This window comes from Cohnella sp. OV330 (assembly GCF_900112065.1).
Lineage (GTDB): Bacteria > Bacillota > Bacilli > Paenibacillales > Paenibacillaceae > Cohnella.
Genome location: NZ_FOKE01000001.1, coordinates 949,097 through 964,572 on the forward strand (window position 1 = coordinate 949,097; position 15,476 = coordinate 964,572).

At 58.0% G+C, this 15,476-nt stretch carries 5 protein-coding genes; 1 reads left to right on the forward strand and 4 read right to left on the reverse strand.

What is annotated here, in order from left to right; all coding sequences use genetic code 11:
• Positions 1-14: 14 nt before the first annotated feature.
• The 3 genes from BM235_RS03550 to BM235_RS03560 form a co-directional block, all read right to left on the reverse strand.
• Positions 15-542 (reverse strand): S-layer homology domain-containing protein, encoded by a 528-nt coding sequence (locus BM235_RS03550; RefSeq protein WP_158543677.1) that lies wholly within the window; start codon positions 540-542, stop codon positions 15-17.
• A gap of 422 nt (positions 543-964) precedes the next feature.
• Positions 965-8,566 (reverse strand): fibronectin type III domain-containing protein, encoded by a 7,602-nt coding sequence (locus BM235_RS03555; RefSeq protein WP_090109332.1) that lies wholly within the window; start codon positions 8,564-8,566, stop codon positions 965-967.
• A gap of 442 nt (positions 8,567-9,008) precedes the next feature.
• On the reverse strand, positions 9,009-12,110 hold the full coding sequence (locus BM235_RS03560) for a glycoside hydrolase family 2 TIM barrel-domain containing protein (RefSeq protein ID WP_090109335.1): 3,102 nt from the start codon (positions 12,108-12,110) through the stop codon (positions 9,009-9,011).
• A gap of 141 nt (positions 12,111-12,251) precedes the next feature.
• On the opposite strand from BM235_RS03560, the gene BM235_RS03565 reads away from it, so the two are divergent.
• Positions 12,252-13,091 carry a helix-turn-helix domain-containing protein gene (locus BM235_RS03565; protein ID WP_090109337.1) on the forward strand — a complete coding sequence of 280 codons (840 nt, stop codon included), beginning with the start codon at positions 12,252-12,254 and terminating at the stop codon, positions 13,089-13,091.
• 63 nt (positions 13,092-13,154) lie between these two features.
• Here BM235_RS03565 and BM235_RS03570 read toward each other — a convergent pair whose 3' ends face one another.
• Complete coding sequence (locus BM235_RS03570) at positions 13,155-15,476, reverse strand: glycoside hydrolase family 95 protein (protein WP_090109340.1); 2,322 nt, start codon at positions 15,474-15,476, stop codon at positions 13,155-13,157.

Sequence of the window (15,476 nt, forward strand, 5' to 3'; positions counted from 1 at the left end):
TTATATTCGTGATCTTACCGCAATGATGCCATTCGCGACAGCAGCACGACCGCTTCGGCTCGCGTGATCGGGGCCGAAGGATTGAACCTGTTAAGGCTCTGGCCCCGTACAAGCCCGGCTTCATATGCAGCATTGATAAAGGGCAACGCCCACTCGGCGATCGCGTCATCATCGGCGAATGAAGTCCGTTGCGTATTCATTGCAGGCAATCGTGCGGCTCTTGCCATCAGCGCGGCCGTCTCGATTCGGCTTAAAGGAGCGCCCGGGCAGAAGCTACGGTCCGGATAGCCGCCGACGATGCCGGCTTCCGCGACTGCAGCCACGGCTTCGCTTGCCCATGCCGGAATATCGCCCTGGTCCTCGAAGTCCGAAGGATTGCCGTCCGGCAACGCCAATACGCGATCCAGCAGCGATGCGAATTCGGCGCGCGTCACTGGAAGGTTCGGCCGGAACGTACCGTCGGGATATCCGGCGATGATCCCTTTGGCGACAGCGCCCACGATCTCTTGCTCGGCCCAGTGCCCGGCGATGTCTGTCGGCACCGGAATCGGCTGCTCAGAGGTCGGCTCATTGGTAATTGGCATCGCGGCGAATTTGGTGAAGTGATCGGTTTCGCCTGCCAGAGCGCCTCCGGAAAGCGTACCTCCGATGTCCGTCCATTTCGCATGGGTCTCATCGTAGTAAACGAATGCCGGATGTTGATCGTCGGCCCAGGAATGGTTCCTTACACTTAGTCGCAGGCGAACCGGGACGTTGAACTTGCCCGGTAGTCGGTATATAATTTTTTACTATTATTTGCCATGAATAAGTATGCCGTATTTTGCTGAAAAGCGTCAAGATATAAGACGGCGAAAACCGCCGGAGCGGCCCGAAGTCGGGCTGCCGCCGGCGGTCGGTCGGAAGCGGATCTAGTTTCATGCGGAAGCTTAAGAGAGATCCCTAAGATCGTACCCTTTGCGAGCGCTTAAGGCTCATACACGTTGAACTCGTAAATGCTCCACCACGGGGAGGCCGCTGCCGTCAGTACGACCTTGATATACTGCGCCGTCTGCGTGGGAAAGATGACGGTCTGCACATTGCCGCTGCCCGTGCCGCTCGCGACCGCGGTGCCCCAGTTCGTGCCGTCCGAGGAGACGTACACCTCGTAGGCGCGGGGATAATCGTTGCCCCCCGTAGAGTCGAGCGTGATCTTGTTGAACGTCTTGGCCGAACCCATATTGACCTGATAATACCTGCCAACGCTCTGCGCGCCGCTGGACGTCCAGCGGGTCGTCGCTAAGCCGTCGAGCGCGTTGGCCGTCCCTGAATTCGTCGACGACGTCGCGGTCCAGCCCGTGCGGCTCAGCGCCGCGCCGCTCGAAGGCGTAGCCGATACCTGCGCGGAGTCCGCGCTCTCGCCGCCCGAACTGAGGGCGCTCACGACGTAATAATACGTCGTCCCGTTCGCGACGGTCGTATCGGCGTAGACGACGCCGGTCACGCTCGTCGCGACGATGCTGTACGGGCCGCCGCTGACGGTGCCGCGCTTCACGTTGTAGCCGGTCGCGCCGGAAGAAGCCGTCCAGCCCAGGTTGACCGCGCCGTTGCCGCCTGTCGCCGTGACGCCGGTCGGCGCCGCCAGCGGTACCGTGACGGACGCCTCGGCGGCATTCGGCCCCGAGCCCGCCGCGTTCGCGGCGGAGACGGTGTAGTAGTAGGTTGCGCCCGCCGCTGCGGCATTGTCCGTATAAGCATTCGTCGTGACGCCCGTTGCCAAGCTCGTATACGGACCTCCGGCGACTGTCGCGCGCTTCACCGTATAACTGGTGGCGCCGGACACGAGATTCCAGGCCAGCTGCACGTTGCCGCTGACCAAGCTGGCCGTGAGGCCGGCGGGCGCTGCCGGCGTCGCGCTGAGCTCGTCGGCGCCGATGTCGTAGGCCGAGCCGGACGGACGCGGCTGGCCGTCCATGTCCAGCGGCACGTCGGCCGGCAGCGCGTAGCCGGCGTCGATCGCCGCCGAGGCGGTGGCCGCGTTCAGATGGTAGTCGCCGGCTGCCGCGTTGACCAGCATGCTCGCGGTACCGTTCGTAATGTTGTTGCTGCTGGTCGCGGTACCGCCGTCGCGCGGCTTCACCGCTTTATCCATCAGGTTGTTGCGTACTTCTCCATTGCTCCCCGCGTACCTGGACTCCACGGATCCTACGCCCGACGGAACGCCCAGGATCGTGTTGTTGTACACCTTGAAGCCTGAAGCTTTGTTCATATAGACGCCCGCGTCGTCCGTGCCGTACACGACATTGTTGCGCATGATGCCGCCGCGGTGCTCAAGCGACGTATCCCCGTTCCGGAAGTACTGCGCAGCGGTTCCGCCGCCGCCGAACGACATGGCGATGAAGCTGTTCTTGAACACGTTGTTCTCGACGAGCGTATCCATGGAATTGCCCTTGGCGAAGAAGGCATAGGCGACGCCGCCGGCCTTCTTCGCGTTCTGGAAGGTGTTGCCCCGGATGACCCAGCCCTTGGCCGCGATCAGGTCGACCCCTTCCACGACGCTGCGCGTGCCGCCCGTAGTGTAGCCGATCAAGGAATTCTCGATCGTGCCGTAGTCCGCGTAAGGCAGATCCGGGGTGCCGCCCGAGGTCGACTTGAAGCCGCCCTCTCCGTTGTCCCAGGTCTTCAGATGATCGGCGCGGAAGTAATCCGACCCCGAATTCACCTGGATCGCATGGTAGTAGGAATCGCGGATCGTCATGTTCTTGAACGTGACGTAGTCCGAATCGTTGACCTTGAAGTTGATATCCATGCTCGAGGCGTCGATGCCCTGACCGGCGACGACCGTGTCGTCGTAGTTCGACGTCGCGCCTTGGATCGTAATATTGTTTTTGCCGTTAATATTGATCGTCGCCGTCTGGCTGTAGGTCCCCGCGGCGAGGGTAATGACCCGGCCCTGCGCAGGCGCCTGGTCGATCGCCTGCTGCAGCTGGGCCAGCGACGTGACCGTCGCGCTGTCCGGCGTCGGCGCGGCGGTCGCCGCGCTGACGGGATTGGACAGCCCGCCGTAATTGCCGCCGTCGTCGTACGTCTTGACCGCGAAGTAATAGGTCACGCCCGTCTGGAGTTGATTGACCTGGTACTTCATCGTCGATCCCGGGCTCTTCTGCGCCAGCTCATCCTCCGCCTGCGTGGCCGCGTTCCACTGGGCCTCGGTCGTAATCGGCGAAGTCGAGTACCGGACGTCGTAGCCTTCCGCCATGCCGGCGTTGCCGTCGTTGCCCGGCGCCGTCCAGGTCAGCTGCACGCTGCGCGCCCCCGGGTGTACCGCCTGCAGATCGGCGATCGCCGCAGGCGGCGTCGGATCGTTCGCCGCCGTCGTGACGGGCACGACGTTGGACAGGGCCGAGGCGTTGGACGCCTCGTCGAACGTCCGTATCGCGAAGAACAGCGCCGTGCCCGCGGGCAGTCCGGTTACCGCCAGCGTCTGCGTCGTGCCCGCGATCGCCGGAGCCGGCTCGTTGGTCAGCTGCACGGCATCGTTCCAGTTGTTCTCCGAGATGCTGGACGTATAGTACCGGATGTCGTAAAAAGCCGCCGTACCGGTCGTGCTGTCATCGCCAGGAGCGGTCCACGACAGATTGGTCGACTTCCAGGTCGTACCGGACGCGGACAGATTCGCGATCGTGCCCGGCGCCGTCGCATCCCCGGGATTCGCGTATACCTCGAGCTCGACGGGGGTATTGACCAGATTCGTTTCCCCGGTGACTCTCACGTGTCCGTTAGCCCAGGATCTTACGTACCTGGCGCTGACGGGCGTCGTCATCGCGATGTTTTTGCCCGTGCCATCGGTCGGCTCCTGATAGTCCGCATCGCTGCCCGTGCCGAGTCCCGCGCTATTGTCCGTGTCGTTGTTGAAGACGGTCGTGACGCCGGTTGCGAACGTCGGATCGTTGGACAGCTGCACGACATGGTCGCGCCCCGTCCTGGCGATGCCCGAGGTGCCTCCCCAGTCGTTCAGAACGTTGATTCTGCTGATCGGATACGCCTGGCCCAGGTCTATTTGCACCCACTTGGGACCGTCGGCGACGCTGATCAGCGCGTACCCGCTCGAGCCCCGCGCGCCGTCCGTCACGACCGAGACGGAGCCGCTCGACACCGTGCCGTTCGTGGTGACCGCCTTGCCGAGCGCGACATTGACGGTCGACTCCAATACGGTCTGCGCCGTGTTCGACAGAATGGACTCGTTGTTCGCGTTGTCGCGGGTCTTCATGGCGAAGTAATACGTCGTGCCCGTCGTCAGCCCCAGCACCGTGAAGCTCTGCGCCGTGCCTGCCGTCTGAGGCGTCGGTTCGCCGATCGCTTGGGTCGCGCTGCTCCAGTTCGATGCGGTAATCGGAGACGTGCTGTAGCGGACGTCGTATTGCGTCGCCGTACGCTCGTTGCCGTCGTCTCCGGGCGCCGTCCAGTTCAACGTGGCGCTGGTCATCGTCTTGGCCGAGACCCTGAGATCTTCGGTCCGCGCCGGCGCGAACGTATCCGTCGCGCTCAAGACGAGGTAAGGCCGGTTGTAGGCGTTCTCGGTGCTGAAGAAGGTCACCGAACTCGCCTGGACGAGCGGGTCGTGCAGCTTGAAGGATACGGTGTGATCCGACATCTGGGCGTTCACGAACGCCGTGACGTCGAATTCGTACCAGCCGGGCTGGCTGACCATGATCTTGCCCAGATCGACCGCACCTGTCTCGCTCGGGCGTGTGGCATTGGTCACGGCGCTCTCGGTCCAAGCGTCGTCCAACAGCCCCGTGACCGTGACGCCCCACGTCTTGCTCGGCTGGTTTTGCACGAACATCTTGAGCGTCGCGCGCTCCGCCGCCGTGCCTGCGAAGCCGGAATAGCCTGCCTTGACATAGCCGTAGTAGACACTGTTGCCGTTATTCTGGACGATGGTGGTGGTGGCATTGCCGTATGCGGCGGCACCGGCGAAATTCACGTCGTCGGAAGGCGTAAACTCGGTCGCCGAGCTCCCCAGCATCGTAACGGAAGCCACGTTGGACAGCGCCGAGACGTTGCCCTGGTCGTCGATCGTCTTCATCGCGGCGTAGACGGTCGCGCCAGCCGTCGGTCCTTCGACCTTGAGCGTCTGCGCCGTCCCGCCCGCCAACGGCTGCGGCAAATTGTAAATCTTCTGGGCGCTGTCCCAGTTGGCATCCGTAATATTGCTGTTCGAATAGCGGATGTCGTAGGCGTACGCCGTGCCGGTCGTGCCGTCGTCGCCCGGCGCCGTCCACGCGAGCGTGAACGTGCGCGAGGTCGGACTGCTCGCGGCCAGGCTCGTCGTCGTCGCCGGCGGCGTCGTCTCGCTCGGCGCGAACTCGTCGGCGCCGACGTCGTACGCGCTGCCGTAAGGACGGGCTTCGCCGTACATGTCGGTCGGCACGTCGGATAGCGTCATGCCGACGTCTCTGGCTGCCATCCCGTTGAACGGATGCAGGCGATAGTCGCCGCCCGCCGGATCGACCAGCCAGCTTGCCGTAGCGCCCGTGATGTTGTTGCTCGCCACGGAGGTGCCGCTGTCGCGGTTTTTAACCGTGCCGGTCATCAGGTTGTTGCGCACCTCGCCGCTCGTGCCTGCGAATCTGGGCTCGATGGCGCCGACGCCGGATCCGGTGTTCAGAATCGTATTGTTGTACACCTTGTAGCCGTTGGCCTTGTTCAGGTAGACGCCCGTATCCGTAGCGCCGAAGACGACATTGTTGCGGATGATGCCGCCGCGATGCTCGTAGGTCTGGTCCTGGTTGCGGAAGAAGCTCGCCCCCGTGCCGCCGCCGCCGAACGACATGGCGACAAAGCTGCCTACGATCACGTTGTTCTCGAAGATCGTGTCGATGGAATTCCCTTTGGCGAAAATGCCGTATCCGCCGCCGTTATTCGACGTCTTGGCGTTCTCGACGCGATTGCCGCGGACGATCCAGCCCTTGGAGGCGATCAGGTCGACGCCTTCCACGACGCTGCGCATGCCGCTCGTGGTGTAGCCGATCAGCGAATTCTCGATGATGCCGTAATCGGTGTAGCCGCTGCCGCCGTTCAGGTCGAAGGTCGTCTTAAAGCCGCCTTCCCCGTTGTCCCAGGTCTTGAGGCCGTCGGCGTGGAAGTACTTCGAGCCCTGATTGACCTGGATGGCATGATAATAGGAATCCTGAATCGTCATGTTCTTGAACGTGACATAATCGGAGTCGTTGACCTTGAAGTTGATGTCGAGCGAGCTGTTGTTGATCCCCAACCCCTTCACGACCGTCGACGCGTAATTGCTGCCGGCGCCCTGGATCGTGATATTGTTCTTGCCCGTAATATTGATCGTCGTCGACTGGTTATAGGTACCCGCCGCCAGCGTGATGACGCGGCCGCCTGCCGGCGCGCCGTCGATCGCCGTCTGCAGGGCAGAGAGCGAGGATACCGCGACGGCGTCGGCCGTCGGCGTCGCGACCGTGGCGCTCACGGGATTGGACAGCCCCGATACGTTGCCTACGGCGTCCGTCGTCCGAACCGCGAAGTAATAGGTGGTGCCTGCCGTCAGTTCCGTCACCTTGAAGCGCATGGCCGTGCCCGCGGTCGGCTGCGGCAGTTCGCCCTCCGCCTGGGTCGCGGACGCCCAGTTGGACAAGGTGATGGGCGAAGTCGAATAACGGACGTCGTAGCTGGCGGCCTTGCCGTTCGAGCCGTCGTCGCCCGGCGCTGTCCAGGTCAGCTTGACGGACTTGAACATCGCCTGGGTCGCCTGCAGGTTCGCGATGGCGGCCGGAGCGACCGTATCCGCCGCCGGCGTCGTGACGATCGCGACGTTCGAGATCGGCGATTCGTTGACGAGATCCTTGGCCTTGAGTGCGAAGTAATAGGTCGTGCCCGGCGTCAATCCGGCGACCGTGAAGGCTTCGGCCGAGCCGGCGGCCTTAGGCGCCGGAACGCCGGATACGGACGTCGCGGAGGACCAGTTGGACGACGTGATCGCGCTCGTCGCGTAGCGGAGGTCGTAGGCGACAGCCGTGCCCGTATTGCCGTCGCCGCCGGGCGCCGTCCAGGCGAGATCGGCGGACTGCCAGGAGACGAAGGTGCTCGCCAGGTTCGTCACCGCGGCGGGCGGCGAGCTATCCTGGGGATCCGCGTATACTTCGATCTCGACGGGCGTGTCGACGGTATTAACCGAGCCGTTGACCCGGACATGGCCGTTCGCCCAGTAGCGGACATAACGCGCGCCGACCGTGTCGGCGAGCACGATGTCCTTGCCGCTGCCGTCCGCCGGCTCCATGTATTCGGCGTCCGTGCCGGCGCCCAGGCCTGAGCTGTTGTCGCCGTCGTTGTTGAACACCGTGACGACGCCGCTCGCGAAGCTCGCGTCGTTCGACAGCTGAACGACGACGTCGCGGGCATACCGGTAGGCGTCGGCGGAGGCGCCCCAGTCGTTGCGAATGTTGAGCCGGGCGATGTCGTACGTTTTGCCCAGATCGAGCTGCGCCCACTTCGGACCGTCGGCGACGCTATAGAGCGAATAGGCGTCGCGCGTCTTCACGCCGTCGGTCAGGCCCGAGATCGGCTGCCCGCTCGGATTGACCGCGCCGCTGGTCGTGACCGGCTTGGCGAGCGCGATGTTGGCGACCGGCAGGGTCGAGACTTGGACGGAGGAGGAGAGTGCCGATACCTGTCCCGAGCTGCCGACCGTCTTCATGGCGAAGTAGAGCGGCGTGCCGGAGGACAGCCCTTTCACGGTCATACTCTGGGCGGCGGAAGCCGCTGCCGGGGACGGTTCGCCCGTCACCCGCTTGACGACGAGACCGTTGTCCCAGTTAGCGCTCGTAATGGGAGAGGTCGAGTAGCGGATGTCATAGCCGCTGACCGTCGACGGTCCCGGACTCGTCCAGGACAAGCTCACGCTGTTGACCGAGGCGCTGCCCGCAGTCAGGCCTACGGCGCTCGGCAGCGACGTATTCGTCGCGGGAACGGCGGCATACACCTCCACTTCGACAGGCGTATTGACGGTCTGGACGGCGTTGTTCGAGGACCGGACGTGTCCGTTCGCCCAGGAGCGGACGTACCGCGCATTCACGGGGGAGGAGAGCGTCACGTTCTTGCCGCTGCCGTCGGTCGGCTCCAGATAAGAAGCGTCGGTTCCTGCGCCCTGGCCGGCCGTGTTGTCCGTATCGTTGTTGAACACGGTCGTGACACCGCTTGCAAACGAAGGGTCGTTGGACAGCTGGACGATGATGTCCCTGCCGGTCCGAGGCTCTGAAGGATTGAAGTCGTTCAGTACGTTCACGCGCGTGACGTCGAACGATTCGCCGAGATCGAGCTGAACCCACTTGGGCCCGGCGGTTGCGTCGATCAACAAGTAATTGGACGCCTGCCGGTCGCCGTCGACGAGCTTGGCGAGCGAGACCGCGTTTTTGACGAGGCCGTTCGCGGTGACGGTCGCATGGCCGAGCGCGACGTTCGTCTCGACGGCGTCCGCGTGCACGCGGGCGGCGGGGGAAAAGGTTAGAGGCGAGGAGATTAATGCGGCGACAAGCAGTGAAAGGCCTGACTTTTTGACGATCGACAGCATTCGGACACATCCTTTTCATCGAATGGCCTTGCGTGAAGCGTCGAATCCGATCTCGTCATTCCCTTGCCGAACGTTCCTCAGTTCCTCCTTTCCGTTGCCGATGCGGCATTCGTTGAAGCGCCTGTCGCCCGCTCATCCTGCTGCGGCGCTTCTCCTTTAAAAGTGTCACATCCCCTTCCGTCGCACTACGGGCGTAAATTGTCTTATACTCGGTCATTTCCATACAATCTTCCAAACTCCTGTACGGCGCCTCGTCCGCGTCCCGGAAGGGATAGATTGCATACGAAAAAGATCGCGGCAGCCGTTGATAGCTACAGCGATCTTTTCGCTTACTCGAGAGAACCAGAAATGTGCGTAATGGTTATTTTTTAATTCCTAGCCAAGCATTAACTTGCATATGCGACAGCACGTTCGAATCGCCAATGAGTCGAGGATCTACTATTCAATCCACGATCTCTAAAGTGATCTTGTATACATAGATGCCCTTTTCGATTTTATATTCATCGTGAATATTTTTGGTCCATCCAGTATCTCCACCAAGACCTGCATGTTTGTAATCGATATGAAGGAAAACAGAATCGGATGTGCCAAGCTCGTCCTCGTAGGCGGCATTGTCATACTGTCCGATGCTGTACTGATGGATGTCAAAATGGAAGTGACCCGCCGAGGTGACTTTTACCTTGCGGTCATCCGCCGACACATACAAATAACGGACATCTTCCTTGCCCCCGCACTCAACCGGCACGATGTAGGGAACATGCTGTTCTTCAACAGAGCTTTCATATATACCGACGAAGGCAGCCGTTTTACGGTCCGCATAGTTCTCCCATGGCCCGCGGCCATACCATTCGATACGCTTCCAGGCAGCAGGGAAGGTAAAGCTCAGACCGATTCTCGGTAAGGTATCGACATTAGCATTATTCACGACAGTGTTCGTAATTTCAATGCCTTTACCGCCAATCGCATACTCCGTAAGTGTTTCAATGCATCCATGATAAAGAACACGAACCTGAATGATGACCGAGGCAGGCGCTGCATATACCCGGATACGCTTGATCTCTTTCTGATCGGAGTCCAGCCCGAGGCTTCTCCAATCATCTGCATAGTTTAGCGTCTCACCAGGCACACCTGCGTCTATCCCCGTTGGCGGCCGATAGAAATTGTTCGCTCCGCCCGTAAAGTAGTCTTGATTATTGTATCTGACAGAAATGAACGCTGCCGTTTCTTTCGAGAAGACCACGTTCGTATTTTCATTATAAATATGAATTCGATTCGCAGCTTCTTCATATACCAGGCTCCCACTTTGAATATCCCCGGTATGTATTTCATATACGGAATCTTTCAACTCGATCTGGCATGCATAGATACAGGTTCCCTTATTTGCATAATAGGCGTCCTCGTTCAGATAAGCATAAAAATTCAGGAACGCTTCCCCAGAGACCTTGGTTGGATCGTATGGGGCCTGAAGACTTTCGATAGCTCCGGCCGGCGTGTGTAATCGGGGTAATGTACCGTTTTCCACAACCTTCCCGTCGCAAACAAGTTCCCAACCGACGTCCAGGTGGCTTAAGTCCCGATGCGTATAATGATTATAAATTCGATAGCTTTTATTACCAGGAACATCATAAGGCCGTTTTAAATAATCGATCTGGACGGGAGCTTGCACATTTTTAATTTCATAGGCAGCCGGTTTCAGCGTTAAATCCGGAAATACAATGCCGTTCAGGCACATATCGGGCGCGGAATCCATAATCTCTTCCTGGAAGGCGCCGCCATAAACATATTTTTTGTTCCCGGATTCATCATGCCGGACAAGCGCTTTATCCTGGAAATCCCAAATGAAGCCGCCCTGAAACCGCGGGAATTTATAAATAAGGTCCCAGAATTCCTTGAAATTCCCGTTGCTGTTGCTTTTCGCGTACGCATATTCACACATAATAAACGGCCGCAAGTCATCGCTGCTCGTCATGCATTCCACGATCCAATCCTTCTGAGGATACATGGGCGCCATGATATCGGAAATATTGGCCGGAGGATTCAAGGACTCATACTGAACATATCTTGTTTTATCATATTCCTTCATCCACCCGTACATGGCAGCATGGTTCGCTCCGTAACCGGACTCATTTCCCAAGGACCACAGAATGATCGAGGGATGATTCTTATCTCGCAACACCATCCGTGCTGCACGTTCCATATAAGCATGCGTCCATTCGGGAGATGCGCTGAGCTGGCCGCCGATGCCATGGGTCTCAATATTCGCCTCATCCACAACATATATGCCCAGTTCATCACAAAGGTCGTACCATTCGACGGCATGCGGATAGTGACTCGTTCTTACCGCATTGATATTTAGCGATTTCATGATCTTGATCTGCTCGCTCATATACGCCGTCGACACCACGCGCCCCGTTTCGGGACAAAATGCATGAAGGTTGGTTCCGCGAATGATGAGACGTTTGCCGTTAATTTTCAATATCCCGGTGTTATCGATGCTGATTTCTCGGAAGCCGACATTTGCACTCTCGATGTCAACGACATTTCCGTCAGGGTCGATCATTTCCAATACCAATTTATAGAGATAAGGAATTTCGTCGCTCCACAATTGGGGACTCTTAATGGTTTGTTTGACTTTCGCCACATAGTTGTCTTGCAGGTAGGATCTGAAATCCGCAAACTTCGGCGTCTCGAATTGCGTAACCAATTTTCGATCGTGATCATAAAGAGACAGACGCACGCGAGCTTCCCCATAACAGCTTGCTTGATTATTAGGATAAACCGTCACGGCTAATTCGGCATTGTCATAATCACCCGGGAAAAGCGTTTCGATTTTATAATCATGAATTCGCATTCGCGGTTTTGCATAAATCAGAACATCTCTGAAAATACCCGATAGATGCCAGTAGTCCTGATCCTCCAGATAAGAACCGGCTCCGAATCGCATCACCTGAACGGCCAAATGGTTTTGCCCCGTTTGGATGTAATCGGTAATATCAAAAGAAGCGTTAAGCTTGCTGTCCTGCGAATAACCGACGAACTTCCCGTTTAACCACAGATAAAAGCAGGATTCCACACCGGCAAAATCGATAAACGAATCTCTGCCGTTAAAATGTTCAGGAATTTCGAACGATAGGACATAACATCCGGTGAGGTTATCCTCCGGCACATAAGGCGGATTCAAAACAAATTCATCTTGCTTCAGTTGAATTTCGTGATGAGCGTCCGCCCCCTTCCGCGCAAAGGGATATTTAATATTAGTGTATATAGGTTTCCCGTATCCGAACAACTCCCAGTTGGAAGGAACAGGGATATCATCCCATTTGGACACGTCATATGCAGGATGATAAAACTCATCCGTTACTACATCCGGAGATGAAAACGTTTTGAATTTCCAGGTGCCGTTTAAGCATTTTACGTATTTTGACGCTCTCCGGTCGCCGCTTAGCGCCTGTTCCACGGTTTCGTATATTCCATACGGCTCATGCATGGGATGACGGTTCTTGTGAGCGACATGCGGATTCTCCCAGTCTCCGTTCAGCTTCATATGTTTCGAATAACCCCCTTATAAATTGTCTTAATTGGTTGTGCCATAAAAGTCGATACCCTTATAATATAAGGACAAGTTTTCATATAAAATGTTAGGCCTGGTAATTCATTTATCCATTCTGGTAGGTGCGGTGACGATATGAATTTCGATGCTATAAAAGAAAACGATGTCGTATACCGGTGTATCGGAGACGATTTCGACCAGGGCATTTTGTCATGCGGCTTTATGAGAAAAAGAACGGCAGAGCGCTCCCAGTATGACTTCAGGATCGGATATTACAGCTGTTTGCTGGTCCTGCAAGGCAACGGACGATTTATCTCAAAGGAAGGCACTGTTATTACAATGCAAGCAGGGGATCTGGTACAACGTTTGCCCGATCGTATGCACTCCACCGAAATCGAGCCGAATGGGGAATGGATCGAGTTTTATATCAGCATAGGTTATCCTGTCTATCATTACCTCAAAACGCTAGGCATCATAAATTCCGACCAAGAGGTGCAGCCGACACGACATACAAGCGATATTTTGAATGAATTTGCCGCCCTGCTTAACTCTCTTAAAGCCGCTGTAGATGAAAGGCTCCCCTATTTGCTGATGAAAGCTCAAGAACTCATTATCCGTTTGCACGGCAGCGTACATCATACGCAGAGAGAGCACAATGATCATAAAATCTCAAAAGCTTGCCAACTAATCGGCGGCGCCAATGATATCCATTACGATATTAAGGAAGCCGCAGCAGCCGTAAATATGGGCTATGAGAATTTCAGGAAGCTATTTAAAGCCACAACCGGAGTTTCCCCTCAGCGGTACCACATTGAACATTTAATGAAACAGGCCAAAATGATGCTCCTCTCCGGACTCCCCATTAAACACGTAGCCGTTAGTCTTGGTTATGGGGATATTTATTCTTTTACCAAGCAATTTACGAAATCGGAAGGATTGCCTCCAGGACGTTATATCCGTAACCGGCACAGATAAGCAAAAAACTAAGCAAAGGGCAGGAGGATCTTGCTTAATAAAAAACTTGAATTCCGAACGGAGTTAAGCCGGTTCCTGCGAAGGATGAGCCCGAAGCACGATCGGCACGCCTGCTTCGCCGTCGACCGCCCACTTATTGCCTTCCGTACGCCGCGCATCGCAGGACCGCCCTTCAACCGAGAAACGTACGGGATGATCGCAACGGATGATGTAAGTCCCTCTCCGATCCGGCGTTAATATCGCCTCTTGGACCAGCCCGACATTCCACGCGATATCCACCGTGACGCCGCCTATCGCACGAAGTCCTCGGACCTCGCCTTCCGGCCATGCGCTTGGAAGGGCGGGCAGCAGATGAATCGTCCCCCGATGACTCTGCAATAGCATTTCAGCGACGCCTGCCGTTCCGCCAAAATTGCCGTCGATCTGAAACGGAGGATGATTGTCGAGCAAATTCGGCAGCGTAGAGTGAGATAAGAGCGCGGTTAAATTCGCATGCGCCTCCTCGGCATCCAGCAATCTGGCCCAGAAATTAACGATCCAGGCCCGGCTCCAGCCGGTATGTCCTCCGCCATTCGCCAGGCGGCGCTCCAGCGTTCGGCGCGCGGCCGCGGATAGCTCTGGCGTCGTATCGGGCGTAATCTGGGTGCCCGGGTGCAAGGCGAACAGATGCGAGATATGACGATGCCCGAGCTCGACCTCCTCGTAATCCTCGAACCACTCTTGCAATTGGCCGTAGCGTCCGATGCGGGGCGGCGGAAGCTTGCCGATCGCATGCCGGAGCTCTCCAAGAAAGTCATCGTCCGATCCGAGCCGTTCTCCCGCCGCTATGCAAGCCTGGAACAGTTCATGCGCGATCTGGCTGTCCATGGACGGTCCGTAGCACAGGACGCCCGTCTCACCGCTCGGCAGCCGATAGGTATTCTCGGGCGAGACGGACGGGCAGGTGACCCATTCTCCACCGGGAAGCTCGACCAGATAATCCAGCAGGAAGACGGCCGCCTCCTTCATCATTGGATAAGCGCGACTAAGAAATGCTGCATCTTCCCCATATCGATAGTGCTCCCAGAGATGAAGAGACAACCAGGCAAGGCCCAGCGGCCAGTAGGTCGACGACGGCCAGAGATCCTGAGGCGCCGTGTCCGCCCATAGGTCCGTATTGTGATGAGCGGCGCTCCCGCGGCAGCCGTACATCTGCCGGGCTGTATGACGTCCGTTCGGAATCATCCGCTCGATCAGATCGAACAGAGGGAAGTGGCATTCGGACAGGTGGCAGCTCTCGGCTGGCCAATAATTCATTTGCGTATTAATATTGATCGTGAACTTGCTGTCCCAGGCCGGAAGCATATCCTTGTTCCAGATGCCCTGCAGGTTCGCGGGCAGCGATCCGGGACGGCTCGAGGCGATCAGAAGATACCGTCCGTAATGAAAATATAAAGCCAAAAGTCCGGGATCGTCGATTCCGGCTCTGACGTTTTCGAGGCGTTTGGAGGTTTCCTCCGTCGCGTCATCCTTGCCCGGCGCGGCGCCGATCCGAAGCCTGGTCCGATCGTACAGACGGCGATAATCCGTTGTATGCGCTGCCCATAGTTCCGGGAATGGGATGGCTGCGACGCGTCTGGCTTGCCCGAGCGCCGCCGTATCGGGGTCGTTCTCGCGAAAATCGGTCGCCGCGGTCACGACCAACAGTACGGCGTCGGCATTCGAGACGACGAGATGCTCTCCGATCGTGCGCATGCTCCCTCCCTCCGGCTTGCATTCGAGTACGCCGCAATACCGGACGCCCCCGCCGCTGGTGCCGCTCATGACGATCGTGGTCCCGTCCCTCGCGCCGATCCCGTCCACGTAACGGAACCGCTCGCGTCCCATTCGGGCGGTAAACGATATTCGACCGGGAACGTCCGCCGTGAGCCGTATGACGATCGCATGATCCGGATAGCTCGCAAAAACGGCCCGATCGAACCTCGTACCTCCCGCCGTATAGGATACGCGGACGACGGCATCCGATAAGTCGAGCCGCCGCTCATAACGCTCAATCTCCTCCGCGTGTTCGAAATGGAGGAACAGATCGCCGAGCGGGACATAATGGCGCTGGGTCTCGGGTATGGCGGTCAGGGCCATGGAAGCTAGACGCTCGGCCTCCCGCGGCTTGCCTTCGAAAATAAGCCTGCGGATTTCCGGCAAGTTCGATAAGGCATCCGGATTATGCCGATCCCTCGGACCGCCGTGCCATAAGGAATCTTCGTTCAACTGTATGCGTTCCTCGCGAGGACCGCCGAAGATCATCGCCCCCAAGCGCCCATTGCCGACCGGCAACGCCTCGTCCCATTGACCGGCAGGCGATCGATAGAACAGCGCGTGCTCACGATCGTCCATGTTCTCTTCCAT

Excerpts from the sequence above, each read along its gene's own strand:
- BM235_RS03555 (WP_090109332.1), bottom strand. The coding sequence starts at position 8,566 with ATGCTGTCGATCGTCAAAAAGTCAGGCCTTTCACTGCTTGTCGCCGCA.
- BM235_RS03560 (WP_090109335.1), bottom strand. The coding sequence starts at position 12,110 with ATGAAGCTGAACGGAGACTGGGAGAATCCGCATGTCGCTCACAAGAAC.
- BM235_RS03565 (WP_090109337.1), top strand. The coding sequence starts at position 12,252 with ATGAATTTCGATGCTATAAAAGAAAACGATGTCGTATACCGGTGTATC.
- BM235_RS03570 (WP_090109340.1), bottom strand. The coding sequence starts at position 15,476 with ATGGAAGAGAACATGGACGATCGTGAGCACGCGCTGTTCTATCGATCG.